23 protein-coding genes are annotated in these 26,226 nt (G+C 63.2%); 14 read left to right on the forward strand and 9 right to left on the reverse strand.

The window, feature by feature from the left end; translation table 11 throughout:
- The first annotated feature begins 51 nt into the window (after positions 1–51).
- Positions 52–756, forward strand: a complete 705-nt coding sequence (locus ACIPO9_RS11095) for a GntR family transcriptional regulator (RefSeq protein ID WP_274133907.1) — start codon at positions 52–54, stop codon at positions 754–756.
- A 532-nt stretch (positions 757–1,288) separates the two neighbouring features.
- Here ACIPO9_RS11095 and ACIPO9_RS11100 read toward each other — a convergent pair.
- Positions 1,289–2,395: a hypothetical protein gene (locus tag ACIPO9_RS11100; protein ID WP_400607775.1), complete on the reverse strand. Its 1,107-nt coding sequence runs from the start codon at positions 2,393–2,395 to the stop codon at positions 1,289–1,291.
- A 265-nt stretch (positions 2,396–2,660) separates the two neighbouring features.
- Here ACIPO9_RS11100 and ACIPO9_RS11105 point away from each other — a divergent pair, with 265 nt between their 5' ends.
- The 5 genes from ACIPO9_RS11105 to ACIPO9_RS11125 all read left to right on the forward strand — a co-directional run bounded on the left by ACIPO9_RS11105 (position 2,661) and on the right by ACIPO9_RS11125 (position 9,701).
- Positions 2,661–3,602: a LysR substrate-binding domain-containing protein gene (locus tag ACIPO9_RS11105; protein ID WP_274130614.1), complete on the forward strand. Its 942-nt coding sequence runs from the start codon at positions 2,661–2,663 to the stop codon at positions 3,600–3,602.
- A gap of 132 nt (positions 3,603–3,734) precedes the next feature.
- Positions 3,735–5,159 (forward strand): aldehyde dehydrogenase, encoded by a 1,425-nt coding sequence (aldA, locus tag ACIPO9_RS11110; protein ID WP_400780850.1) that lies wholly within the window; start codon positions 3,735–3,737, stop codon positions 5,157–5,159.
- A gap of 198 nt (positions 5,160–5,357) precedes the next feature.
- Positions 5,358–6,677, forward strand: coding sequence for a nitrate/nitrite transporter (locus ACIPO9_RS11115; protein WP_400780852.1), 1,320 nt, complete (start codon positions 5,358–5,360; stop codon positions 6,675–6,677).
- A 10-nt stretch (positions 6,678–6,687) separates the two neighbouring features.
- The gene (locus tag ACIPO9_RS11120) at positions 6,688–7,905 is read left to right on the forward strand and encodes a mandelate racemase/muconate lactonizing enzyme family protein (protein ID WP_400780855.1); all 1,218 of its coding nucleotides are present in this window, start codon (positions 6,688–6,690) and stop codon (positions 7,903–7,905) included.
- Between the two features lie 137 nt (positions 7,906–8,042).
- On the forward strand, positions 8,043–9,701 hold the full coding sequence (locus ACIPO9_RS11125; RefSeq protein ID WP_400780858.1) for a GMC family oxidoreductase: 1,659 nt from the start codon (positions 8,043–8,045) through the stop codon (positions 9,699–9,701).
- Here the strand turns inward: ACIPO9_RS11125 and ACIPO9_RS11130 are convergent.
- The 6 genes from ACIPO9_RS11130 to ACIPO9_RS11155 form a co-directional block, all read right to left on the reverse strand.
- Positions 9,698–10,363, reverse strand: coding sequence for a response regulator (locus tag ACIPO9_RS11130; RefSeq protein ID WP_400780860.1), 666 nt, complete (start codon positions 10,361–10,363; stop codon positions 9,698–9,700). The genes ACIPO9_RS11125 and ACIPO9_RS11130 overlap by 4 nt on opposite strands.
- Before the next feature lie 31 nt (positions 10,364–10,394).
- A complete protein-coding gene (locus ACIPO9_RS11135; RefSeq protein WP_400780863.1) occupies positions 10,395–10,940 on the reverse strand; it encodes a PQQ-dependent catabolism-associated CXXCW motif protein in 546 nt (181 codons plus the stop codon).
- A 244-nt stretch (positions 10,941–11,184) separates the two neighbouring features.
- Positions 11,185–11,976 (reverse strand): ABC transporter permease, encoded by a 792-nt coding sequence (locus ACIPO9_RS11140; protein WP_400780866.1) that lies wholly within the window; start codon positions 11,974–11,976, stop codon positions 11,185–11,187.
- Positions 11,973–12,704: an ABC transporter ATP-binding protein gene (locus tag ACIPO9_RS11145; protein WP_400780867.1), complete on the reverse strand. Its 732-nt coding sequence runs from the start codon at positions 12,702–12,704 to the stop codon at positions 11,973–11,975. Before ACIPO9_RS11145 ends, ACIPO9_RS11140 begins: the two co-directional genes overlap by 4 nt.
- Entirely contained in the window at positions 12,701–13,660 is a 960-nt protein-coding gene (locus ACIPO9_RS11150; RefSeq protein ID WP_400780870.1) for a YVTN family beta-propeller repeat protein, read from the reverse strand. The genes ACIPO9_RS11145 and ACIPO9_RS11150 overlap by 4 nt, the downstream gene beginning before the upstream one ends.
- Before the next feature lie 42 nt (positions 13,661–13,702).
- Positions 13,703–14,887 (reverse strand): ABC transporter substrate-binding protein, encoded by a 1,185-nt coding sequence (locus ACIPO9_RS11155; RefSeq protein WP_400780871.1) that lies wholly within the window; start codon positions 14,885–14,887, stop codon positions 13,703–13,705.
- A 180-nt stretch (positions 14,888–15,067) separates the two neighbouring features.
- Between ACIPO9_RS11155 and pedF the strand changes: the two genes are divergently transcribed.
- The 8 genes from pedF to ACIPO9_RS11195 all read left to right on the forward strand — a co-directional run bounded on the left by pedF (position 15,068) and on the right by ACIPO9_RS11195 (position 23,605).
- Complete coding sequence (gene pedF / locus ACIPO9_RS11160) at positions 15,068–15,544, forward strand: cytochrome c-550 PedF (RefSeq protein WP_274130628.1); 477 nt, start codon at positions 15,068–15,070, stop codon at positions 15,542–15,544.
- A gap of 5 nt (positions 15,545–15,549) precedes the next feature.
- Positions 15,550–16,437 carry a substrate-binding periplasmic protein gene (locus ACIPO9_RS11165; RefSeq protein WP_400780873.1) on the forward strand — a complete coding sequence of 296 codons (888 nt, stop codon included), beginning with the start codon at positions 15,550–15,552 and terminating at the stop codon, positions 16,435–16,437.
- An 11-nt stretch (positions 16,438–16,448) separates the two neighbouring features.
- On the forward strand, positions 16,449–17,192 hold the full coding sequence (locus tag ACIPO9_RS11170; protein WP_400780875.1) for a quinoprotein dehydrogenase-associated SoxYZ-like carrier: 744 nt from the start codon (positions 16,449–16,451) through the stop codon (positions 17,190–17,192).
- A gap of 26 nt (positions 17,193–17,218) precedes the next feature.
- Positions 17,219–18,136, forward strand: a complete 918-nt coding sequence (locus ACIPO9_RS11175) for a quinoprotein relay system zinc metallohydrolase 1 (protein ID WP_400780877.1) — start codon at positions 17,219–17,221, stop codon at positions 18,134–18,136.
- Positions 18,137–18,284: 148 nt separating this feature from the next.
- Positions 18,285–20,060 (forward strand): PQQ-dependent methanol/ethanol family dehydrogenase, encoded by a 1,776-nt coding sequence (locus tag ACIPO9_RS11180; protein WP_274130633.1) that lies wholly within the window; start codon positions 18,285–18,287, stop codon positions 20,058–20,060.
- Between the two features lie 441 nt (positions 20,061–20,501).
- Positions 20,502–20,573: a pyrroloquinoline quinone precursor peptide PqqA gene (gene pqqA / locus ACIPO9_RS11185; protein WP_400781073.1), complete on the forward strand. Its 72-nt coding sequence runs from the start codon at positions 20,502–20,504 to the stop codon at positions 20,571–20,573.
- A gap of 157 nt (positions 20,574–20,730) precedes the next feature.
- The gene (ercA, locus tag ACIPO9_RS11190) at positions 20,731–21,894 is read left to right on the forward strand and encodes an alcohol dehydrogenase-like regulatory protein ErcA (RefSeq protein WP_400780879.1); all 1,164 of its coding nucleotides are present in this window, start codon (positions 20,731–20,733) and stop codon (positions 21,892–21,894) included.
- Positions 21,878–23,605 carry a NahK/ErcS family hybrid sensor histidine kinase/response regulator gene (locus tag ACIPO9_RS11195; RefSeq protein ID WP_400780881.1) on the forward strand — a complete coding sequence of 576 codons (1,728 nt, stop codon included), beginning with the start codon at positions 21,878–21,880 and terminating at the stop codon, positions 23,603–23,605. Before ercA ends, ACIPO9_RS11195 begins: the two co-directional genes overlap by 17 nt.
- A gap of 111 nt (positions 23,606–23,716) precedes the next feature.
- Here ACIPO9_RS11195 and moaA read toward each other — a convergent pair whose 3' ends face one another.
- Both moaA and ACIPO9_RS11205 read right to left on the reverse strand, forming a co-directional pair.
- Complete coding sequence (gene moaA / locus ACIPO9_RS11200) at positions 23,717–24,715, reverse strand: GTP 3',8-cyclase MoaA (protein WP_400780883.1); 999 nt, start codon at positions 24,713–24,715, stop codon at positions 23,717–23,719.
- Positions 24,716–24,838: 123 nt separating this feature from the next.
- Positions 24,839–26,185 (reverse strand): cation:proton antiporter, encoded by a 1,347-nt coding sequence (locus ACIPO9_RS11205; protein WP_400780885.1) that lies wholly within the window; start codon positions 26,183–26,185, stop codon positions 24,839–24,841.
- Positions 26,186–26,226 lie beyond the last annotated feature (41 nt).

The raw sequence follows: 26,226 nt of genomic DNA on the forward strand, positions 1-26,226 counted from the left end.
AGAGTTGCGCGCCGGTCCATTGCCCGGCCGCATTGCCGAGAACAAGACCTGATGAGCAAAGACACCGCTGAACCCAGTGCCAAGCGCCATGGCGGGCGCTATATCTACGAGGAGCTGCGCAAGCAGATCCTGACCCTGAAACTCAAGCCTGGCGTGCCGCTGGACGAGGTGTCGCTGGCTGCCCAGTTCGGCCTGTCGCGCTCGCCGGTGCGCGATGCGCTGGCGCGTCTGATCAGTGAAGGGCTGGTGACCATCCTGCCCAACCGCACCACGCTGGTGACGCCGTTCGAGATCGAGGAATTTCCCAATTACGTATCGGCTTTGGACCTGATCCAGCGCGCCGTGACGCGGCTGGCGGCGCTGCACCGGACCGAGGAAGACCTGGTGCGCATTCGCGCAGCCGATGCGGCGTATCTGGAGGCGGTGACCTCGGGGGATTTCCAGGCGATGTCGGAGATCAACAAGGCCTTTCACATGGCCATCGCCGACGCGGGCAAGAACCCTTATTTCATCAGCTATTACGAGAAATTGCTGGGAGAGGGTCAGCGGCTGCTGCACCTGCATTTCGACTACATCGTGAGTTCTGTCAGCAGTTCGACGCAACTGGGCCGCGATCACGACGAAATCATCGACGCCATCACCGCCCGCGACGCCGACAAGGCCGAACAGGCCGCCCACGAACACACCATGCTGTTCCAGCGGCGTTTCCTGGCGTATCTGCAGCAGAACCTGACCCAGGGGATGTCGGTGAAGTAGCCGAATCCAACACCCCCGTAGGAGCGCGCTTGCCCGCGACAGCGTCAGACCAGACACCACGATGCCGAATGACCCACCGCCTTCGCGGGCAAGCCCGCTCCCACAGTTTGGCGGCGTGCTCATTGTTGTGGGCACCCTGGAAACCCGTAGCAGCCGGGCTTGCCCGCGGGGGCGATTTCGAGACCGCCCCCGCCGGCAAGCCGTGCTGCTACGGGCTTTGTGTGAACGCCGATTCCACGTCAACCTCGGTCCCCCGTAGGAGCGCGCTTGCCCGCGACAGCGTCAGACCAGACACCACGATGGCGAATGACCCACCGCCTTCGCGGGCAAGCGCGCTCCCACAGTTTCGCGGCGTGCTCATTGTTGTGGGCACCCTGGAAACCCGTAGCAGCCGGGCTTGCCCGCGACAGCGTCAGGTCAGCCACCACGATGCCGAATGACCCACCGCGGTCGCGGGCAAGCGCGCTCCTACGGCCTTTGGCCAGAATCACACCGCAAACCCCGTAGCGGCTCCGCTTGCCGGAGATGGGGTTTAGAAGTAATACCCCACGTTCACGTACACCTGGTTTTCCCACTGGTTGCTGCCGCCGGCGCCCAGGCTCTGGGCGTAGTCGCTGCCGCCGATGTAGGGATCGTTCTTGCCGATCAGCCATTCGGTGGCGACCCACAGTTTGCTCACCGAGAACGAGCTGCCGAGGATGACCCGCTGGGAGTCTTCATAACCTGAAGCGGACTTCTGATAGGCGCTGTAGTTGGCGTACAGCTTGACCCCACTGATCTGGTCGAACAGGTACTTGCCACTCACGTCGTAGCTCAGGTCGGCGACGTACAGGTTGGCGCGGCTGGCGACGTTGTAGGTGCCGTCGTAGCCGCCAAAGGTCACCACTTGGTCAGTACCGGGGTTGCGCGGCGACATCTGCTGGCGCGCCGCCTGCAATTGCACGCCCCACGGGCCGTTCTTGCCGATGTAGTGCACGGCCACCGCGTTGCGTCGGCCGTCGCGATCGGTGTCGTTGTTTTCCAGTGTCGAGGTCAGACCCGACACGCCGACTTCAGAGGTCCAGGGCCCGACATCCAGCGCCTTGGCCACCCGCAGCACGACGGTATTGCGTTCCTGGTTGTCGCTGCCATCGGCCACATAGCTGTCTGCCTGGGAAACGACGCTGGAGTAAGTGCGGCCATGGCTGGTGCCCTTGCCTTGCCACGCGGGACGTACGTAGTAGCCGGCCTGAATGTTCCAGTCGCCGTGCTGCTGGATGTACTTGGCGCCCATTTCCTCGACGTCTTCCAGGCCCACCACGTTGCCGAGGGTCTCGAAAAACGTGCTGCCAAAATACGGCTGCAAGCCGAACGGCACCTGATTGAGCCCCACCTGAATCTGTTGCTCGGGGTTGAACTTGTAGCCTACCCAGGCGTATTCCGGGAACGACACATCGCCCACGTGCTTGGTGTATTTGTACGGATAGGAGTGACCATAGAAACGGTACTTGGCCGCACCGATCCAGCTGTCGGAGGTGTATTTGGCGGTGAGGAAGACCGTGTCGAAGTTGAATTTCTGGATGTCGCGATCCGGGTCGTAATCCCAGCGCGCACGAATGGCGCCGCCAAGGTCCAGGTGGTCGGTGACCTGCACGGCCATCGCCGGAGAACAGCAGACACACAGAAGGGTGAAGCACGACGCAGACAGCCGCAGGGAAGTGCAGGAAGGCATGGAACGCTCTCGCTTGTTTTTATTAGATGGCGCGCAGTCTTGTGATCCTGCCTGCAATCGACAAACGATAAATTGTCCGGGCAAACCTTCATCAAATGCATGTTACTGGGCGGAAAGTGGTGCAGGGCTCTGGCAGTACCGGGTGGGTCCATGGGATATTCGCCGCGTTTTCTGCCCCGACCGAGAGCGACACATGAAGCGCAAAATGCCCGGCCTCAACGCCCTGAAGGCTTTTGAAGTGGCCGGCAGCACCGGCAGTTTTACCCGCGCCGCCGAGCTGTTGAACGTGACCCAGAGCGCGGTCAGCCGGCAGGTTCGCCAACTGGAAGAGCAGTTGGGCGAAACCCTGCTGGAGCGCCGACACCATCATCTGGACCTGACCAGCGCCGGCCGCGTGCTGTTGCGAGCCCTGCACCAGTCCTTCGACAAGATCGAGATGACCGTGCGCAGCCTGCAACAGAAATCCCACTCCAATCGCCTGCGCATCAACGCGCCGCCCACCTTCACCAGCCGCTGGCTGATGCCGCGCCTGGGCCGCTTGCGCGAGCAGCACCCGGAGCTGGAACTGAGCATCAGCACCCGCTTGCAGGACAGCCTGGCGGAAACCAGCGTGCTCGACTGCGCCATTCGTTTCGGCAATGGCGAGTGGGACGGGCTGGACAGCTCGCTGCTGTTTCAGGAGCGGCATGTGGCGGTCTGCGCGCCGTCATTACTCGCTCGCGAATCCAGCGAGGAGGGTGTGGATTTCAACCGCATGACCTTGCTCCACGTACTGGCCAGCGAGGACCAGCGCTACCTGACCTGGAAACACTGGCTCGATGCCGCGCGCATCCACGGGGTCGATACCCAGGGTGGCTATGAGTTCGACCTGCTGGACCTGGCGATCCGTGCCGCCACCGAGGGACTGGGCATCACCATCGCCGACTGGCACATGGTGGTGCCGGAACTGGCCGCCGGTGAGCTGACTCAGGTGCTCAACGTGCATGTCGAAGGCCACCAGTCGTACTGGCTGGTGACCCGCCCCGAGCAGGATCTGCCGCAATTGCAGGCGTTCGGGCAGTGGCTGCAGGAAGAAATCTGGCTCAGCCAGCGCCAGCTCGAACCGTCTACGGCGGCCCTTACATCGATTCCGTGACCGAACGGGGAGGGTGTCGGGCAGTAACCTGCGTTTTATGAATGTTTGTTGGTGCAATAAATCGTTTGTGGCCGCCGTTGCGGATGACAAGACTGATCGTCATTCGGATAAAAACAACGGTGGACGCCCCACATGCGACTCGAACGAAATTTCATCAACGGCCAGTTTGTCGAGCCTGCCGACAGCGCGCAGATCGCCGTGTACAACCCGGCCACCGAAGCGCTGGTCGGTCACGTCCCGGCGGCCACCTCCGGGCAGGCACTGGCTGCGGTGGATGCCGCTGCCGCTGCGCAGAAAACCTGGGGCGGCCTGACCAGCATCGAGCGCGGTGAACACCTGCGTGCCCTGGCCGATGCCCTGGACGCCTGCGCAGATAGCATTGGTGCAGCGCTGGCCGCCGAATCCGGCAAGAGCGTCGCCGACGCCAGTAACGAAGCGCGCTATGCCGCGCAGATCACCCGCTACCACGCCGAATGGGCACGCCGAATCGAAGGCGAGATCATTCCCAGCGACACCCCCAACGAGAACCTGCTCCTGCAACGCCAGCCCATCGGCGTGGTGGCGGCGCTGATTCCGTTCAATTACCCGGTCTACACCCTGTTGCGCAAGATCGCCCCGGCGCTGATCGCAGGCAACACCGTGGTGGTGCGCCCGAGCAACAACACACCGACCTCGGCCTTTGAAATCGCCAGGGCCGTCGAGCAGTCGGGGATCCCGGCCGGCGTCATCAACATCCTGGCCATGGACCACGCCACTGCGGCCAGCCTTTGTACACACAAGGCCGTGGGCATGATTACCCTGACCGGCAGCGTCAAGGCCGGGCGCATCGTGCTCGACTACTGCAAGGAAAACATCGCCAAGCCGTCGCTGGAACTGGGCGGCAAGACCCCGGCGATCATCGAGCCGGACGCTGATCTGGAAAAGGCTGCCAGCGACATCATCGCCTCCAAGACCACCCACTGCGGCCAGTTGTGCACAGCGGTGGAGCGTGTCTACGTTCATGAAAGCGTGCACGACCAATTCCTCGCGCTGCTCAAGGCCAAAATTTCTGCCGTCGCCTACGGTGACCGCGCCGAGGATGCCTCGCGCATGGGCCCGCTGGTCAGTGCCAGCGCGCAACAGAACATTCACGCCATGGTCGAGCGTGCCATCGGCGAAGGCGCGGTGCTGGAGGCGGGCGGCGTGCTACCGGTCGGCAAGGGCCATTTCTATCCGCCGACGCTGCTGAGCAACTGCCGCCAGGACATGGAAATCGTCCAGGAAGAAATCTTTGGCCCGGTGCTGCCGGTGCTCAAGTACCGCGACATCGACCAGGCGCTGGCGTTTGCCAACGATCATCAGTTCGGCCTGTCGTCGGTGCTCTATACCGAGAACTACCGCACGGCGATGAAAGTCGGCAATGCCATCGAAGCCGGCGAGCTGTACGTCAACCGCACGCCCGCCGATCCGTACCAGGGCTTTCACGCCGGCTGGAAACGCTCGGGTCTGGGGGGCGATGACGGCAAGCACGGCATGCTCGAATTCACCCAGACCCGCCTCGTCGTACTGAATTACTAGCGGCAAGCCTCAAGCTTCAAGCTGCAAGAAAAAGCGCATCGCGTTTAAGCAGCGGTAAGTGACAACCTGCAAAGTACAAGGCAAAAGCACACCACAGACTGCTTTAACTTGTAGCTTGCCGCTTGAAGCTTGCCGCAGCACCCCATAACAAAAACTAAAATTGCCCCTCGTACGCCGAGGGGTGCTGAGGTTCTTCAAATGTCCAAGCCTGCTTCTGTCGCGGCCGCTGTTCAGAATCCTGCCGCCTCTGTCGCCAAGAGCGACAAAGCCACCCGTTACCTGCAACTGATGCTGCTGGTGCTGGCCGCCGGAGCGATCTATCCGATCCTCTACCTGCGCCAGGTCTACCAGACCACCATGCTCGAAGTGTTCCAGATCAACCACAGCGAGCTGGGTTACCTGTACTCGATGCTGGGCACGATTTTCCTCATCAGCTACCTGCCAAGCGGCTGGCTGGCTGACCGCATCGCGCCGCGTTTCCTGATTTTCTTCTCGCTGGTGGCCACCGGCGCCCTGGGCCTGTGGTACTCCACCGTGCCGTCGATGACGGGCCTGATGATTATCTTCGGCTGCTGGGGCCTGACCACCGGCCTGACCTTCTGGGCCTCGGTGCTCAAGCGGGTGAAGATGATCGCGCAGCATTCCGAGCAGGGTCGTTTCTTCGGCATTCTCGATGGCGGTCGCGGTCTGGTGGAAGCCTTGCTGGCGACCGTCGCGCTCGGCCTGTTCGCCTATGCTATCGGCACCGGCGGACAGACGGCAGCCGAAGGTTTCCGCCATGTCGTGTACCTCTATTCGTTCATCTGCATCGGCCTGGGTTGCCTGCTGGTGCTGGTCAAGGACCCGAAATCAGTCGCCGCCGAAGCCTCGGCCACCGATGAAAAGCACAACCTGTTCAAGGATCTCGCCACTCTGGTGAAGATCCCTGAATTGTGGCTGGTCACGGCCATCGTGTTCTGCGGTTACCACATCTTCTGGGCCACCTACAGCTTCTCAGACTACCTGCAAGGCAGCGGCATGACCGCAGTCATGGCCGGCACCATCACCACCATCAAACTGTGGATGCGCCCGGTGGGCGGCATCGGCGGCGGCTGGCTGGGCGACAAGTATTCGAATATCTCGGTGCTGATCGTCGCGCTGGCCCTGGCCACCCTGGCGATGGCGGGCCTTGTGGTGTTCCCGGCCTTCAACAATCTGGGCCTTTTGGTAGTGACGGTGATTTTCATTGGCCTCATGACCTACGCCATTCGCGGCCTGTACTGGGCGATTCTCGACACCTGCAACATTCCGCTGCGTATCACGGGCCTGGCCATCGGCATCGTCTCGGTGGTCGGTTACCTGCCTGACACCTTCATTCCGCTGATCAACGGCTACCTCACCGAGCACTACCCGGGAGCCGCCGGTTACCAGCTGTATTTCAGCTACATCGCTTTCGTCGGCCTGATCGGCACCCTGGCAGCGCTGACGCTGCGGGCGCGGATCCGTCGCTCTTCCCTATCCAAGCTTTCCAACGTCTAAGGTGCCCGAGATGAAAGTCATCGCCCTGGAAACCCATATCGTCGCCGTTCCACCCCCGCACATCGGTGGCATGTACTGGATCTTCGTCAAACTCAAGACCGACTGCGGCATTGAAGGCGTCGGTGAGATCTACGCCGCCACCTTCGGCCCCAAGGCCATGCTGCCGATCATCGAGGACGTGTTCGAGCGCCACCTGCTCAACCACGACCCGCATCACATCGAGCGCTTCTTCCGCCAGGCCTATTCGAGCGGCTTCACCCAGCGCCCGGACCTGACCATGATGGGCGTGGTCAGCGGCCTGGAAATGGCCTGCTGGGACATTATCGGCAAGGCGGCGAACAAGCCGGTCTATGAACTGCTGGGCGGCAAGGTGCATGAGCGCCTGCGTTCCTACACCTACCTGTACCCGGTCAATAGCCAGGGCGAGTACGACTACGACGACCCGGACCTGGCCGCCGAGTGCGCCATCGAAAACATGAACAAGGGCTTCACCGCAGTGAAGTTCGACCCGGCAGGCCCCTACACGGCGTACTCCGGCCACCAGATCTCGCTGGAAGTGCTGGAGCGTTGCGAAACCTTCTGCCGCAAGATCCGCGAAGCGGTGGGCAACAAGTGCGACCTGCTGTTCGGCACCCACGGGCAGATGGTGCCGTCCTCGGCGATTCGCCTCGCCAAGCGCCTGGAGAAATACGACCCGCTGTGGTTCGAAGAACCGGTGCCACCAGGGCAGGAAGAAGCCATGGCGCAAGTGGCGAGCAAGACCAGCATCCCGATTGCAACCGGCGAGCGCCTGACCACCAAGTACGAGTTCCACAAGTTGCTGCAGGCCGGCGGTGCGTCGATCCTTCAAATGAACGTGGCCCGCTGTGGCGGCCTGCTCGAAGGCAAGAAGATCGCCAGCATGGCCGAGGCACACTACGCGCAGATCGCCCCGCACCTGTACAACGGCCCGATTGGCGCTGCGGCCAGTTTCCAGCTGGCAGCCTGCACGCCCAACTTCCTGATCCAGGAAAGCATCGAGACCTGGGGTGGTTTCCATGCCGAAGTCCTGACCAAACCGCTGCAGTGGGAAGACGGCTACATCATTCCGTCCAGCGAGCCTGGCCTGGGTGTCGAGCTGAACATGGACGTTGTGCGCGCACACACGCCGTATACCGGGTCGCGCTTGCATCTGCAGATGGCTGCGACCCCGGCAGATGTGAAGGATTTTTCACCGGCCAAGGGCTGACACCTGTAGGAGCGCGCTTGCCCGCGACAGCAATCTGTCTGGCAACTCAATGTGCCTGATACGACGCCTTCGCGGGCAAGCGCGCTCCTACTGGCAGGAAGTTCGCAGGCTCACGCTTTTTTTATCGGTAACCGTGCATGACATACGACTACATCATCGCTGGCGCTGGCGCCGCAGGTTGCGTTCTGGCCAACCGGCTCTCGGCATCGGGCCAATACACCGTGCTGCTGCTCGAAGCGGGCGGCAAGGACAGCTCGCTGTGGTTCAAGATCCCGGTGGGCTTCGCCAAAATGTATTACAACCCCACCTTCAACTGGATGTACTACAGCCAGCCACAGAAGCAGCTGGGCAATCGCGCCATCTACGCCCCGCGCGGCAAGGTGCAGGGTGGTTCCGGCTCGATCAACGCGATGATCTACGTGCGCGGCCAGGCCCATGACTTCGACGACTGGGCCGCCAACGGCAACGACGGTTGGGGCTTCAAGGACGTGCTGCCGTACTTCCGCAAGCTGGAAAACCACCCGCTGGGCGACACCGAGTACCACGGCGCCAGCGGCCCGATCAGCATCACCCCGATGAAGGGCCAGACGCACCCGATCTGCGACGTGTTCCTCGAAGGTTGCGAGCAACTGGGTTACTCGCGCAGCGATGACTTCAACGGCCCGAAATTCGAAGGCGCGGGGCTGTACGACGTCAACACCCGCAATGGCGAACGCTGCTCCAGCAGCTTCGCTCACCTGCACCCGGCGCTGAGCCGCAAGAACCTGACGCTTGAGCATTACGCCCTGGTCGATCAGGTGCTGTTCGATGACGAAGGCAAGCGGGCAGTGGGTGTCGAGATCAGCCAGAACGGGGTCAAGCGCACCTTTGCCGCGCGCAAGGAAGTGATTCTCTGCGCAGGCGCCGTCGACACGCCGAAGATTCTGCAACTGTCCGGCGTCGCGGATAAAACGCTGCTGGCCAAGCATGGCATCAAGCCGGTCAAGCACCTGCCGGCGGTGGGGCAGAACCTGCAGGATCACCTGTGCGTCAGCTACTACTACAAGGCCAATATCCCGACCCTGAACGATCAGCTCAGCTCGCTGTTCGGCCAGGCGCTGCTGGGCCTCAAGTACCTGATCACCCGCAAGGGCGCGCTGGCGATGAGCGTCAATCAGGCCGGTGGCTTCTTCCGTGGCAACGACGATCAGAGCCACCCGAACCTGCAGCTGTATTTCAACCCGCTGTCCTACCAGATTCCGAAGAACAACAAGGCCAGCCTCAAGCCCGAGCCGTATTCCGGTTTCCTGCTGTGCTTCAATCCGTGCCGTCCCACCAGTCGCGGGCACATCGAAATCGCTTCGAACAACCCCCGTGATGCGGCGTTGATCGACCCCAATTACCTGAGCACCCAGAAGGACATCGACGAGGTGATCCAGGGCAGTCGCCTGATGCGCAAGATCATGTCGGCGCCTGCGCTCAAGGATATTACGGTGGACGAAGTGCTGCCGGGGCCTGTGGTCGAAACCGACGAGCAGATGCTGGAATACTTCCGCCACAACTCAGGTTCGATCTATCACCTGTGCGGCTCATGCGCCATGGGTGCCGACGAGCAGACCTCGGTGGTGGACAAGCGCCTGAAAGTGCATGGCATCGATGGGCTGCGCATCGTCGATGCGTCGATCTTCCCCAACGTGACCTCCGGCAACACCCATGCGGCGGTGCTGATGGTGGCGGAGAAGGGCGCGGATCTGATTCTGCAAGACGCCGCGGCGGTGTCGGCAAGCGCCGTGCAGGCCTCGCCTCACGCAGCCTAACGCCGCAGGTAGGCTGCGAAATCGATATCCCCGGCGCTCAGAATCGCCTGCACCCGGTTGTGCACGTTGAGCTTGCGCAGGATCGCCGAGACATGGGCTTTGACCGTGGTTTCGGCGATCGCCAGGCTGAAGGCGATCTGCTTGTTGGAGTCGCCCTTGGTCATGCGTTCCAGCACCAGCAGCTGTTTGCGGGTCAAGGCCTGCAGCAGTTCGGGCGGGAAGTGCGGCGCTTCGCTGGTGCTGCGGCGGGAAGCGGGTTTCTGGCTGCGGATGATGTCCGATGGCAGGTAGACGTTGCCGTCGAGGATCTGCTCGATGGCATCGGTCATCTGCTTGCGTGGCGAGGATTTGGTGATGAAGCCCACCGCGCCGTAGGTAATGGCTTGCAGCACCACCTGTTTGTCCTGCTCGGCCGACACGATCACCACCGGAATCGTCGGCGCCTCGTTGCGCAGGTTGATCAGGCCATTGAGCCCGTGCATGCCCGGCATGTTAAGGTCCAGCAGGATCAGGTCCAGGTCGTCGTGGTCGCGGGTCAGGGCCAGGGCGCTGTCCAGGTCTTGGGTTTCCATCACTTCGCTGCCGGGAAAGCCGTCGCTGATGACGTTGGCAATGGCCTCGCGAAACAGCGGGTGGTCATCGGCGATCAGGATCTTGTACATGGTTTTCCACCTTTATTATTGTCGCAACGCTTCAGCGCAAGGGTTCGGGTTGAGCCGGTTCGACTGCAAGCCCGGCGGCCAGCCAGGCGTCCAGGCCATCGCGGTACCAATACAGATGACTGTAGCCCAGACCGCTTGCCCGCTTGATCGCGTTCCAGCTCAGCCAGCAGTCTGAGCGGCAGTAGAACACAAGCGGCCGGTCCTGCCGACCGTCGCTCAACCTGCGCAGGTTGAGGGTGAAATATTCCATCCAAACCGGCGATAACTCGCCATCCCCGGTATTGGCCAGCCAGTGGCTGCCCGGCAGGTTGGCGTGGGGTTCGTCTTCGATGAAACGGCCTTGCAGCCATTGGCGGCGGTAGACGTCGATCAGCAGGGGCTTGTCGGATTGCCTGAGCAGGGTTTGCAGCTGTTCGGTGTCGATGAGCTGCGCGCCGGGGATCTGGTGCGGGGTGGGGCTGCGGTAGAGGGAAATGCGATAGCCGTCAGCGTTGAACAGCGCGGCGTCCTGGGCCTGGCACAAGGCGTTCGTACCCAGAAGGATCAGCAGACAGGCAGACAACAGCGCACGGGGCATGGCAGGTTTTCCTTTTTCTTGTGCCTGCATTACAAGCCAGTCCCGATGCTTTGTGAATGCGACCAATAGCGTGGAAAACCAGTACTAAAGTCGTAATTTTGCGCTCCCGATCCCCCAATTCTGTGGGAGCGGGCTTGCCCGCGAAAGCGATGTTGCTGAGCTGGAGGTGTGGCGTCTGGTCCGTCGTCTTCGTGGGCAAGCCCACTCCCACAGGTTGTAAGGCGCGAGTGAAACCGGGGAAACGTCATGACGCTTTGCGCACCGCTGCATGCTGGGGGTTGAAGGTCAGCACCGCGAGGCTGGCGAAGACTGCCGTGAGGATCGCGCAGACGGCGAGGGCCAGGGGGTTGAAGCGTTCATACATGGCAAATCGCACCAGCTCCACCGCATGGCTGAACGGGTTGACCGCGCACAGCCAGTACAGCCACTCGCTGGCCTCGCGCATTTTCCACAGCGGGTACAGCGCCGACGACATGAAGAACAACGGGAAGATCACGAAATTCATCACCCCGGCGAAGTTTTCCAGTTGGCGAATGGCGTTGGACAGCAGCAACCCCAGGGCACTCAACATCAGCGCCACCAGCAGCAGTGCAGGCAGGGCCAGGAGCAGGCCCCCGGCGGGCGGTTGCACGCCATAGACCCAGGCCACGCCGAGAAAGGCGTACACCTGCAACAGCGAAATCAGCGAGGTTGCCAGCAGCTTGCACAGCAAGAGGAAGGTGCGCGGCAAGGGGCTGGTGAGCAGCACGCGCATGCTGCCCATCTCGCGGTCATAGACCATCGACAGCGAGCCCTGCATGCCGTTGAACAGCAGGATCATGCACGCCAGCCCCGGAATGATGTACACCTCGTAGGGGATGTAGGTGTCATAGGGCTCGATGATCGCAATGCCCAGCGCCGCACGAAATCCCGCTGCGAACACCAGCAGCCACAGCAACGGGCGGACCAAGGCGCTGAGAAACCGCGTGCGCTGCATCACGAACCGCAGCCATTCGCGCAACACGATGCCGCTCAGGCACTGCCAGTAGGCGTTCATCGGGAGGCTCCGCTGGTGGTGAGTTGCCTGAAGGCTGCGTCCAGCCCGCCACCGTGTTCGGCGCTGACATCGCCTGCCTGACCGCTGGCTACAAGACGGCCCTGATGCAGGATCAGCAGATCGTCGTCGGGATGCACTTCGTCGAGCAGGTGAGTGGTCCACAGCACGCTGATCCCCTGGTCGTGGCACAGGCTGCGCACATGGGCGTTGAGCGCCAGGCGGCTGGCAGGGTCGAGGCCGACGCTGGCCTCGTCCAGCAACAACAGGCGCGGCTGGTGCAGCAGGGCGCGGGCGATTTCCACCCGCCGCCGATGGCCTCCGTTGAGGGCGCGCACCCGCTCGCGTCGGCGCTCGGTCAGCCCCTGGCGATCCAGTTCCAGCGCGACCCGTTCGCTCACCTCACGCCGCGCCAGCCCGTGCAACGCCGCGTGATAACGCAGGTTCTGCTCCACGCTCAGGTCAAGGTCCAGGGTGCTCTGCTGGAACACCACACCCATCTGGCGCAGGGCAGGTCGGGGCGACTGACGCAACGAATGCTCACCCATGCGCACCTCGCCTTTCTGCAGATCGTAGAGGCGCGTGAGCAGCGCGATCAGCGTGGATTTGCCCGCGCCGTTGGGGCCTAGCAGCGCGGCAAACCGACCCGGCGCGAGGCTGAATGACACCCCGCGCAGTGCCTCGCGTTCGCCGTAGGCAAAGCTCAGCTCGCTGACCTGCAGCGCGCTCATGGCGCCACCGCCACGCCCCACGGGTAGCGCCCGACCTTGACTGACTTGAGCACCTTGCGGCTGGCAACATCGATCACCGAAACATCACCGCTTACCCCGTTGGTGGCCAGCAAACGGGTCTGGTCCGGGGTGAACGCCAGTTGCCAGACGCGCCGGCCCACCAGCAGGTAGTCGATCACTTCCAGGGTCTTCACGTCGATCACTGCCACGTGGTTGGCCGGGCCCAGGGCAACGAAGCCGTATTTGCCGTCATCGGTGATGCGGATGCCCACCGGTTGCACCTTGTCGGGGTGCACGCCTTTTATCTCGAATTTCAGGGTCTTGAGGATCTTGCGGCTGGCGACGTCGAGTACGGTCAGGGTCCCGCCGATTTCAGCCGAGGCCCACAGCTGGCTGCCGTCCTTGGTGAACTCGACGAAGCGCGGGCGCTGATCCACCAGGGTGTTGTCCACCAGCTTCTGGGTCGAGGTGTCGATCCAGTGCAGCATGTTGGTGGTTTCACTGGTGTTGATCGCCCACTTGCCGTCGGGGCTGACCGCCATGCCCTCGGGCTCCACGCCGACGTCGACCTGGGCCAGCACCTTGGAGGTCTGGGTGTCGATCACCGTGACCAGCGAATCGTCCTCGTTGGAGACGTACAGCCAGCGGTCATTGGGGTGCAGGGCGAATTGTTCGGGGTCTTTACCGGAGGGCAGTTCCTTGATGATCTTCAGGGTCGCCACGTCCATCACCTGCACCCGGTCCGAGTCGCTGGCGCAGATGTACAGCAGCTTGCTGTCGTGGGACAGCAACAGGCCGCGCGGACGCATGCCCACCGGCAGGGTCTTGGTCACTTGCAGCGTGTCCATGTCGATCAGGCTCAGGCTGTTGTCCTTTTCGTTGGAGACGAACGCAGTGGCGGCAAGCGCAGGCGCGGCGGCAAGCAGCAGGGCAGCGGAGAGTAGGGTACGGCGCATGTTGGAGTCCTTGTTATGGGTATTGTCGGGGGCGTGCGCGGGTCAATAGGTGCAGCTGACCTCCGGCTTGTCGTAGCCCAGGCTGTCGAGTTCGGTGCCGGGGTGCAGAAAGCCTTCCTGAGGTGAAGTGGTGACCAGGGCCTGGGGCTGAACCACTGGAATCGGCTGGCGCAGCTCGCCGTTCCAGGGCCGGTAGCTGAGCTTGCTGCCCTTGAAACCGTCCAGCGGCAGGGTTTCGCTCAATTCCAGTTCACGAATCTGCATGGGATCGGTGCCGCGCAGCCGGGTGACGGCGCTGGCGACGCTGCGCACGGCCATCCAGGCGGCGAAGTCGCGGTCGTTCATCCAGCGCCCGGCGAGTGCCTCGAAGCGCTTCTGCAATTGTGCGGCGCCGTAGGTTTCAACGGTGCGGTGCCAGCCGGTGGGCGTCAGGCCCTGGGTGCCGGCCACCGGGCGCGGGTACCAGGTCTGGTAGGGCACGTATTCGCCAAAGTCGCCGCGCTCGTCGGCCACCAGCACCACGTCGTATTCGGCGGTCTGGGTGAACAGCGGCATGTCGGCCTGGGCGCTGCGGCGCTGGTCGTTGTCGAAACTCCAGGTTTTCTCGGCGACGATCTTGTGTCCGAAGCGCTTGGCGGCGCGGCGCAGGGCGGCGGCGTAGGCCTGGTCATCGGGTGTCTGGCCGACGATCAACAGCCAGCGCTGCCAGCGCCGCACCGTGAGGAACTGCGCCAGCGCGTCGGCCAGCATCGCCCGGCTCGGCAAGGTGTGCAGCACGTTGTGCAGGCAGTTGGTGCTGCGCAGGCTGTCGTCGGCGCTGCCTGCGTTGAACAGCAGGCTGTCCGGCAGTGCGGCGCTGAGCTGGCGCAGGGTATCTGCCGGGGCGTTGACCACGAACAGGCGCAGGCCCTGATCGTGTTGCGCGCGGGCCTGCTCAAGCAGCGCATCGGGGCTGTCGGCGCTGGCGCTGGTCAGGCTGTAGCTGTGCTTGAGAAAACGCCCGGTGCTGTTGCTGTCGACAATTGCCAGCTCAGCGCCGCGCAGCCCGGCGTCCTTGGGTTCAGGGGTGACGTTGGAAAGGATCGGGCCGGTGTCGGGAATGTACGAAAGGTAGCCGATGCGCACCGCAAGCGGCTGGTCATCGGCCATGGCCGAGAACGACAGGGCGGCAAGCGCCAGGCACAGCAGGCGAGGGTACGGCAGCCAAAGGGACAGGGACAGGCGCATAAGGCACTCCATGCAGGTGGTGCCAGCATAGGAACGCTCGCCTCGGCGGCAAATATGCAGATGGTACGGGTCTGCCAGTACCAAGGTAGTAGGGCGCGGCCACCAAAGCAGCATTCGGTGCGGTGGCAGCGGTTCTTAAGATGGACGCATGGCTTTTGCGTGCACCTTGAGGACATAACAATGACAACAATTTCCGTGAACCTGCCTGATGTCGCTTCCCGTTCCAGCAAACGCAGGTTGCTGTTGGGGGCCGTGGTCATTGGCGGGCTGCTGCTGAGTAATCTCGTCCAGGCCCACGGCGACGTCGTCCCCCATGCCGTGGCCACCGACGGGCTCGAACAACTGGGGCAGGACTGGCGGGCAGAGAACCCCTACCGCGACTCGAAAGACCACGACAAGGCGCTGGAAATCGGCAAGTCCGCCTACACCCAGAACTGCGCGGCGTGTCATGGCCTGGATGCGATTTCCGGCGGCATCGCCCCGGACCTGCGGCATCTGGACGTCGGCGCCAGCGGTGACGAGTGGTTCGTCGAGCGGGTGCGCAACGGCGCCGTGCGGGACGGCCGGGTGTACATGCCGAAAATGGCCGATTACCTGAGTCAGGAAGCCTTGTGGGCGGTGCGGACCTACCTGGACAGCGTGCACACCGAGGACTGATCGCCATGGGTGCGTTCACAAGGTGGTTGGCTGTGCTGTGCTGCCTGCTGGGCCTGATGTTTCAGCCTGCCAGCGCCCAGGTTCGCAACTACGACAGCATCATGGCCGCCGGGGTCATCAAGGTCGCGGTGTACCAGAACTTTGCCCCCTACAGCTTTCAGGTGGACGGTCAGGACCGTGGCGTGGACGTGGAGCTGGCCCAGGCGCTGGCCAAGGCCTTGGGGGTGCGGCTGGAGCTGATGTGGGCGCCGCCGGGCGAGAACCTCGACGGCGACCTGCGTGATCTGATCTGGCGCGGCAGCCAGCTGCGCGGCCAGCAACTGGCGGACATGATGATGCGCGTGCCTTACGACAAGGATTACACCCAGAAGCGCAACGACGTCGGCGAGCTGGAGAACGATCATGTGGCGATGTTCGCGCCCTACCAGACCGAGCGCTGGCAGGTGGCGTTCGACACCCAGCGGCTTGCGTCCGTGCCCAGTGTCGCGGTGTTCAACGAGCACCCGGTAGGGGTGGAAACCGACAGCGTGCCGTCGTTCTACCTGACGACGATTTTCAACGGCCAGTTCACCCACAGCACCCATCACTTTCCCTCCGTGCAGGACGCATTCGCGGCCATGCACGAGGGCAAGGTCGATGCGGTGATGGCCATGCGCGGAGAGGTCGACTGGCAACTGCACCAGGCCGCCGATGCCCATTGGCAACAGGCGGAAAATGCCTACCCGAACATGGGACGCCAGACCTGGGACATCGGCATGGCGGTGCATGAGAGCAACCGCCAGTTGGCCTATGCGGTGGAGGAGGCGCTGGAGACGCTGATTCGCGAGGGCACCGTGCAGCGCATTTATGCCGCCTATGGCATGCGCTATGAAGTGCCGGAGATGTACCAGTGAAGCGCTGCGGGATGACGGCCTGGCTGGTGCTGCTGGTGTGCTTCGATGCCTGCGCCATTGACCCCGGCAAGGATCCAGTGCCGTCGGTGATGTGGAGTTTCTTCCAGCAGAAATTCCTCGACGGTCAGCCCTATGTCTTCGACGATAAGATCCTGGTGCGGGCGCCGCCGTTTGCCGAGGACGCTCGCCAAGTGCCGATCGAGATCGACGCTCGGGCTTATCAAGGCCAGGTGGTGCGAATCCTGGCGTGGGCGGAGCTTAACCCTTTGCCGCAGATTGTCGATTTCGAGCCGCTGGATCGAGTGCTGCCGTGGCTGTCGATCCGCATTCGCATCGAACAGGCGACACCCCTGCGTGCCGCTGCGCTGACCCGCGACGGCGTCTGGCACATCGGCTCGACCACCATCGAAGCCGCGGGCGGCGGTTGCACGGCGCCCAGCGTGGTGCGCACCCAGCCGGGTTGGGAAGAGCACCTGGGCGAAGTGCTCGGGGCGCGGTTTCCCCGAGGCGATTACAGCCGTCTGCGGGTGCAGGTGTCGCACCCGATGGACAACGGCATGGTCAGCGGCATTCCCGAGTTCTATCTGGATCAGGCGCAACTGACCGATGCCAGCGGCACGCTGCTCGCCAGGCTGCAATTGTTCCCGGCGGTCAGCGAGAACCCGACCCTGAGCCTGGATATTCAAGGGGCGGGCGAGACGCGCCTGTCTCTGCGGGACATCAGCGGCAATCCGTTCAGTGCGGTGATCCCTTGAGGCGCCTGATGCTTGCGGGGCTGTTGATGCTCTGGCTCCTGCTGCTGGCGCTCACGGCCTTCGCCGACATGGACTACCGCCTGCAACCCCGGCAGATCGCCGAGGGCACCTACCTGCTGGAGGGCAGCACCGAGAATTTCGCCAGAAGCAACGGCGGCAACATCGTCAATACCGGGTTCATCATCACCGACAGCGGCGTGGTGGTGATCGACACCGGACCTTCCCACCGTTACGGCGAAGCGCTGCGCAAGGCGATTGCGACAGTCACCGGCAAGCCGGTGATCCAGGTGCTGCTGACCCATCATCATCCTGACCATGTGCTGGGCAACCAGGCCTTTGCCGACGTGCCCATCGGCGCCCTGGCCGGGACCACCGCGCAGATGCGCGCCCACGGCGATGCGCTGGCCGAAAACCTGTATCGCATGGTCGGTGACTGGATGCGCGGGACTGAAACCGTCCTGCCGACCCAGGTGCTGCAAAAGGGCGTACTGGAGATTGGCGGGCATCCGCTGCGGTTGCTGGCACTGGCCGGGCATACCGGTTCCGACCTAGCGATTCTCGATGAGCGGACCGGCGTGCTGTTCGCCGGTGACCTGCTGTTCTATCAACGTGCGCTCACTACGCCGGACAGCCCGGGATTGCAGGTGTGGCTGGCCGATCTTGAGCGGCTGCAGGCCTTGCCCTGGAAGCTTTTGGTGGCGGGGCACGGTCCGCTCGCCACTGACGCAAACCCCTTCGAACAGACCCGCGACTACCTGACCTGGCTGGACGCTCTGCTGCGTGAAGGCGCCGTACAAGGGCAGGACATGACCGAGCTGATCGCCAGCCCCATCCCCGACCGTTTTGGCAGCATCAGCCTGACCCGTTACGAGTTGATCCGCAGCGTCAGCCATCTGTACCCGGCCTACGAGCGGGTGCGCATGGCACGGGTGGACGGGCGATAAGGCCCGCGTATCGCCATTGCCCCTACCAAAGAACTAGAAACCTCCACACTGCGGGCAATTGTTGGGCTGTACCTGCAGGCGAACAATCCACCTGATCGGGAAATTCCCGAAGGGAAGACCAGAACAATAATCCGCAGAGGCAGCCGTCATGATCCAACCCGCACGTCGCCATTCCTTCGCTCTGGGCCTGTTGGTCAGCGCCATCCTGTCGTCTGGCAGCGTGATGGCTGCCGTGACCGATGAAGAGATTCTCCAGGACCCCAAGAACCCCGAGCAGATCGTCACCAACGGCCTGGGCGTCCAGGGCCAGCGCTTCAGCCCGCTGGACATCATCAACACGCAGAACGTCAAGGAACTGCGGCCGGTCTGGGCGTTCTCCTTCGGCGGGGAAAAACAGCGCGGCCAGCAGGCTCAACCGCTGGTCAAGGACGGGGTCATGTACCTCACCGGCTCCTACTCGCGGGTGTTCGCTGTGGATGCGCGCACCGGCAAGAAACTCTGGCAATACGATGCGCGGCTGCCCGACGACATCCGTCCCTGCTGTGACGTGATCAACCGCGGCGTGGCGTTGTACGGCGACCTTGTGTATTTCGGCACGCTGGACGCCAAGCTCGTGGCGCTGAACAAAGACACCGGCAAGGTGGTCTGGAGCAAGCAGGTGGCGGATCACAAGGCCGGCTATTCGATCAGTGCGGCGCCGATGATCGTCAACGGCAAGCTGATTACCGGCGTGGCCGGTGGCGAGTTCGGCGTGGTGGGCAAGGTCGAGGCCTACGATCCGAAAAACGGTACGCTGCTGTGGTCCCGGCCCACGGTCGAGGGCAACATGGGCTACGTCTACAAGGACGGCCAGGCCGTGGAAAACGGCATCTCGGGCGGCGAGGCGAACAAGACCTGGCCGGGCGATCTGTGGAAGACCGGCGGTGCTGCGCCGTGGCTGGGTGGTTACTACGACCCCAGCAACAACCAGATCCTGATCGGCACCGGCAACCCTTCGCCCTGGAACTCGCACATGCGCCCGGGGGACAACCTGTATTCCTCTTCAAGGCTGTCGCTCAATCCCGATGACGGCACCATCAAATGGCACTTCCAGAGCACGCCCCACGATGGCTGGGACTTCGACGGCGTCAACGAGCTGATCTCCTTCGACTATCAGGAAAACGGCAAGACCGTGCAGGCCGCCGCCACCGCCGACCGCAACGGCTTTTTCTATGTGCTCAACCGCAAGGACGGCAAGTTCATCCGGGGCTTCCCGTTCGCCGACAAGATCACCTGGGCCAAGGGCCTGGACAAGGACGGCCGGCCCATCTACATCGACGAAAGCCGTCCGGGTGCGCCGGACGGTGAGGCCAAGGGCACGGCGGCATTCGTGGCGCCGGCGTTCCTGGGGGCGAAGAACTGGATGCCGATGGCCTACAGCCCTGACACCGGGCTGTTCTACGTGCCGGGCAACGAGTGGGGCATGGACATCTGGAACGAAGGCATCGCCTACAAGAAAGGCGCGGCGTTCCTGGGGGCGGGCTTCACCATCAAGCCGCTGAACGAGGACTACATCGGCGTGCTGCGCGCCATCGATCCGAAGACCGGCAAGGAAGTCTGGCGCCACAAGAACTACGCGCCGCTGTGGGGCGGGGTGCTCGCGACCAAGGGCAACCTGGTGTTCACCGGTACGCCTGAGGGCTTCCTGCAGGCGTTCAACGCCAAGACCGGGGAGAAAGTCTGGGAATTCCAGACCGGCTCCGGCGTGCTGGGCTCACCCGTGACCTGGGAGATGGACGGCGAGCAGTACGTCTCGGTGCTCTCCGGCTGGGGCGGCGCGGTGCCGTTGTGGGGCGGCGAGGTGGCCAAGCGGGTCAAGGACTTCAACCAGGGCGGCATGCTCTGGACGTTCAAGTTGCCCAAGGAGTTGGTGACCAAACGCTAACGCTAATAAAGCCCCGTAGCAGCACGGCTTGCCCGCCGGATCGTTCTCGAGGACGCCCCCGCCGGCAAGCCGTGCTGCTACGGTACGCGGTTGACCCCCCATCTCGGTAACACCCACCCCCCGTAGCAGCCGGGCTTGCCCGCGGGAGCGATTCTGAAGACGCCGACGCCGGCAAGCCGGACTGCTACGGTTTCGGGGGTGAGCTTCGGGACACCCGGATCCCTTGTAGGAGCGCGCTTGCCCGCGACTGCGATCTATCAGTTGCAAAAGAGTCGCTGAGCTGGCGCGGTCGCGGGCAAGCGCGCTCCTACCGGTCTGGCGGTGGATCCAGGCCGCTACCAATCCCTACCCCAATCAGTGCCAAAGTACTATTCGCCCAAATGCGCTGCCATGCGCTAATGAACCTGCCGGATCAACCCGGTCCATCAAGAGGAAAGGCCCATGTGGAGAAAACCTGCGTTCACCGATTTGCGCATTGGTTTTGAAGTGACCATGTACTTCGCCAGCCGCTGATCGGCATTCCCGGTCAATCGCCGTGTTGGCCGGGTTTTCCCCTCGCCCCAGGACCTCTGCCATGAGCCGACACCGTCAGTCATTGGTCCTATTGCATTACCCCGCAGATGCTCTAGGCTGGCGCTCATTCGCTGATAACAACAAGAATGCGCCTGATATGAGCCAGAGCCTCAACCAGCTTCGCAAATTCGTGTCCCCGGAAATCATCTTTGGTGCGGGCAGCCGGCACAGCGTCGGCAACTACGCCAAGACTTTCGGCGCGCGCAAGGTCCTTCTGGTCAGCGACCCCGGCGTGATCGCCGCCGGCTGGGTCGCTGACGTCGAAGCCAGCCTCCAGGCCCAGAGCATCGACTACGTGATCTACAGCGGCGTATCGCCCAACCCCCGGGTCGAGGAGGTCATGCTCGGCGCCGAGCTGTACCGCGAGCACCATTGCGACGTGATCGTCGCCGTGGGCGGTGGCAGCCCCATGGATTGCGGCAAGGGCATCGGCATCGCCGTGGCCCACGGCCGCAATATCCTGGAGTTCGAAGGCGTGGACACCATTCGCGTGCCCAGCCCGCCGCTGATCCTGATCCCGACCACCGCAGGCACCTCGGCGGATGTCTCGCAGTTCGTGATCATTTCCGATCAGCAGGAACGCATGAAGTTTTCCATCGTCAGCAAGGCGGTGGTGCCCGATGTGTCGCTGATCGATCCTGAAACCACCCTGAGCATGGACCCGTTCCTGTCGGCCTGTACCGGCATCGATGCGCTGGTGCATGCCATCGAAGCCTTCGTGTCCACCGGCCACGGCCCGCTGACCGACCCCCACGCGCTGGAAGCGATGCGCCTGATCAACGGCAATCTGGTGCAGATGATCGCCACCCCGGCCGACATCGCCCTGCGCGAGAAGGTCATGCTGGGCAGCATGCAGGCCGGGCTTGCGTTCTCCAACGCGATCCTCGGCGCGGTGCACGCCATGTCCCACAGCCTGGGCGGCTTTCTCGACCTGCCCCATGGCTTGTGCAATGCGGTGCTGGTCGAGCACGTGGTGGCGTTCAACTACAACTCGGCGCCGGATCGCTTCAAGGTGATCGCCGAAACCCTGGGCATCGATTGCCGGGGGCTGAGCCACGCCGCCATCAGCAAGCGCCTGGTGGAACATCTGATTACCCTGAAGCACCAGGTCGGATTCCATGAAACCCTGGGCCTGCAAGGCGTGCGTACCAGCGACATTCCGTTTCTGTCGCGCCATGCCATGGACGATCCGTGCATCCTGACCAACCCCCGCGTTTCCAGCCTGCGGGACGTCGAAGTGGTGTATGGCGAAGCCCTCTGACGGCCAGGGTGCGCTCAATGCGTTGCTCGGGCTGGGCAACCATTCGACGCGCAAAAGCCATTACCCGGAGCTGACCCTGCGCCTGGGTGAGCTTGAAACCGAGCGCAACCGGTATAAATGGCTGTTCGATCACGCCGTGCACGGCATCTTCCAGGCCAGCCTGCACGAAGGCTTGCGCGCGGCCAACCCGGCACTGGCGCGCATGCTCGGCTACCGCGACGAGCAGGAAATGCTGCTGTTCCTGCATGACCTCGCCGGCACGCTGTTCATCGGGGCCCAGGTCGAGCTGAACGCCATCGCCCATGTTTTGCAGCGCGAGCGCAGCCTGCAAGGCTACGAAACCCGCCTGCGGCGCAAGGACGGCACCTACGTCGAGGTGTTGATGAACCTGTTGCTCAAGCCCGACGAAGACGGCCTGTTCGAAGGCTTCGTCGCCGACATCACCGAGCGCAAACAGGCCCAGCAGCGCTTGCAGGAGCTCAACGACCAGCTTGAACTGCGCGTCGCGGCGCGCACCGATGAGCTGCTGGAAACCAACCGCAAGCTGCAGAAACAGATCGCCCGGCGCGAGCGCATCGAACGCGACCTGCGCGAGGCCCGGGATGCCGCCGAAGCAGCCAACCGCAGCAAGGACAAATACCTCGCGGCCGCCAGCCATGACCTGTTGCAGCCGTTGAATGCCGCGCGGCTGTTGATCGCCACATTGCGCGAGCGAACCCTGCCCGGCGCCGAGCATCTGCTGGTGGAGCGTACGCATCAGGCACTGGAGGGCGCGGAGGATCTGCTCACCGACCTGCTTGACATCTCCAAGCTGGACCGCGCCGCGGTTCAGCCTGATATCGACCTGTACCGGCTGGACGAGGTACTGGCGCCGCTGGTGTCGGAGTTCGAGTCCGTGGCCTCGGCCGCCGGTTTGACGCTGCGCGCTCGCATCGGCCAGTTCGCGGTACGCACCGACCTGCGCCTGCTGACGCGCATCCTGCGCAACTTTCTCAGCAACGCTTGTCGCTACACCGACCACGGCAGCATCCTGCTGGCGGCGCGCAAGCGCGGGGACCGGTTGCGGATCGAGGTCTGGGACACCGGCAGGGGGATTGCCGCGGATCGGCTGGGGTCGATCTTCCTGGAATTCAACCAGCTGGACGTCGGACGTGCTGCCGATCGCAAGGGCGTCGGGCTGGGGCTGGCAATCGTCGAACGCATCGGGCGGATTCTTGGCAGTCCGATTCTGGTTCGCTCGCAACCTGGCGTGGGCTCGGTGTTCGCCATCGACGTGCCACTTTCCGAAGAGATGCCAGCGCCGATCAGCGTCGCGGTGCAGCAGTTGCCAGGCGCAGGCAACCCCTTGCCGGGGCGGCGCTTGCTGGTGCTCGACAATGAAACCAGCATCCTGGAAAGCATGGCGGCGTTACTGGGGCAGTGGGGCTGCGAGGTCCTGACCGCCACGGACAAGGCATCGTGCTACAGCGTCCTGCAGGGCCGTGCACCGGAGCTGATCCTGTTCGACTTTCATCTGGATCACGGGGTGTTGGGCTGCGACGTGGTGGCCCATATCCGCAAGCATTTCGCCTGCGAGATACCCTGCGTGATGATCACCGCCGACCGCACCGACCTGTGCCGCCGCTCATTGCAGAAACTCAACGCGCCGCTGCTCAACAAACCGGTGAAACCGGGCAAGTTGCGGGCAGTGGTGAGTCAGTTGTTGGGGTAGTGTCGGAATTGATGACCCGTAGCAGTGGGGCTTGCCGGCGTCGGCGATTTCAAAATCGCTCCCGCGGGCAAGCCCGGCTGCTACGGGGCATGGGTGAGGCTGGGGACGGCGTCAGCCGCCGGTCATGTTCATGAACCGCACCACCTGCACGTCGTCGTTGATCTCGAAGTTGTGCTTGTACGGTTTCAGCTTCATGGCCTGGATGATTGCGTTTTCAAGCTTCTGCGGTTGGCCGGGGTTGGCGCGCAGGACGGCTTTGAGGTCGGCGGAGTGTTCGTTGCCCAGGCACAGCAGCAGCCGTCCTTCGACGGTCACGCGGACGCGGTTGCAGGTGGCGCAGAAGTTGTGGCTGTGGGGCGAGATGAAGCCGATGCGGATGTCCGGGGCTTCGGCCAGGCGCCAGTAGCGCGACGGGCCCTGGGTCGATTCGGTCGAATTGATGAGCGTGTAGCGTTCGGCAATCCTCTCGCGCACCTGATCGCTGGAGAAGAACGACTCGGCGCGGCTGTGTTCGCTGATGACGCCCAGCGGCATTTCTTCGATGAAGGTGATGTCCAGGCCGCGATCGATGGCGAAGGCCACCAGGTCGTTGATCTCATGGTCGTTACGGCCCTGCATCACCACGCAATTGAGCTTGGTGTGGGTGAACCCGGCAGCATTGGCCGCATCGATACCGGCAATGACCTTGCTCAGGTCACCGGTGCGGGTCAATTCCTTGAAACGCACGGGATCAAGGCTGTCCAGGCTGATGTTCAGGCGCTTGAGACCGGCGTCGAACAGGGGCGCCGCAAGTTTTTCCAGCTGCGAGCCGTTGGTGGTCATGCACAGTTCGCGCAGGCCGGGCAGGGCGGCGATGTTCTTGCACAGGCCGACGATCCCCGCGCGCACCAGGGGCTCGCCGCCGGTCAGGCGAATCTTCTTGGTGCCCAGTGCCACGAAGCGCTCGGCGATCTGCTGGATCTCTTCCAGCGACAGCACCTGCTGGCGGGGCAGGAAGGTCATGTCCTCGGCCATGCAGTACACGCAGCGAAAATCGCAGCGATCAGTCACCGAGAGGCGAACGTAATCGACTTTGCGTGAATAGCCGTCTATGAGGACTCGATCCGACATGGTGTTCTCGAGAGTGCTGCGTGGCTGGGGGGCTATTGACGATCATCGCAGCATTTGCAGCTTGTGCAAATCGCTAGTTCTGATGGGCTGATCGACGCTGTCTATCGCCTGCCCGGCAGGCGTCTAGGGCGGGGCTTTGGTCATGCTCCGTTCATAGCGCTCCAGCAGCGGCTGAATGCTGATGCCATGCAACAGGATGCTCAGTGCAACCACCGATAACGTCAGGCTGACGGTGGTTTTGACGCTTTCCTCCGGCAAGCCGTGTGCCAACGCGTAACACAAGTAGAACAGAGTGCCGATGCCGCGGATACCGAACCAGCCCACCAGCGCCTTTTGCGGCCGTGTCAGCAGGCTGCCCCGGATGATCAGCCAGACACTCAGTGGGCGGATCACACAGAACAGTGCGAGGCCGAGCACCACTGCATGCCAGTCCCAGTAGGACGCCACCACCGCACCGAGCAGGGTAATCAGCAACACTTCCATGGCACGTTCCACCAGGCTGCCGAACGCCAGCATGTCGCCCATCATCACCCCGGCGGCCAGTTGCGACTGGCTCAGTTCGTCATGGCGGGTGACCGTGCCGGCCTGGGGTTCGCTGTCCATGTGACCCAGCACGGGCCGGGCCACCTGTTCGGCGGGAACGTCGGAGCCGGTGGTGCGGACTTCGGCATGGCGCAGCCCCAGGCCCGCAGCGAACACCGAGAGAAAACCGAAGGCCCCCAGACCCTGGGCGACGACATAGGCCATGGCGATCAGCGCAAGGGCCAGAAAGTCGTTGGGCGAAGTGGTGCTGTCGGCATTGCGGATGCGCAGGTAGATCATCAGGTGTCCCACGCCCCGGCCCAGGCCATAGCCGATCAACAGCCCGACCGGCACACCCCAGAGGATGTTCTTCAGCAGCCAGCCCTGGACCCAGGAGAAATCCCCGGCGCCGTGGCTGACGCAGAGCAAGGCGAAGATCACGAACGGAAAGGCCGTGCCGTCATTGAGCCCGGCCTCGCCGGACAGGCCAAAACGGACCCGGTCGAAATCCTGGGCATGGTTGACCTGCACCATGCCCGCCAGCACCGGATCGGTGGGCGACAGCATCGCCCCCAGCAGCAGGGCGATGGCCCACGGCACATCGAGCAGGTAATGGGCGACCAGCGCCACGCCGACAATGCTGGCCAGCATGACCGGCACCGCCAACAGATACGCCGAGTGCCAGGCCTTGCGGTTCAGCGGCAGGCGCAGCTTGATCCCGGTATTGAACAGCGAAAACAGCACCGCGACTTCCGTGAGTCGTTCCAGCCAGTGGCGAGCTTCGTGAATGTCGAGTTGTACAAGATCAATGCCCCAGGGCCCGATGACAGCGCCAAAAGCCAGGCACACCGCAGAGGTTGTGACCGGCAGCCAGCGCAGGTAAGAGGACGTCAGCGCCAGCAGCATCAGCAGGACACCGAGTACCGTCATGCAAAGAATGAAACTCATTCGGCCTCGGTGTGCGAAAGTTGATGAACGATAACCAATGC

The organism is Pseudomonas sp. NPDC090203, from assembly GCF_044746765.1.
GTDB classification, from domain to species: Bacteria; Pseudomonadota; Gammaproteobacteria; order Pseudomonadales; family Pseudomonadaceae; genus Aquipseudomonas; species Aquipseudomonas putida_AD.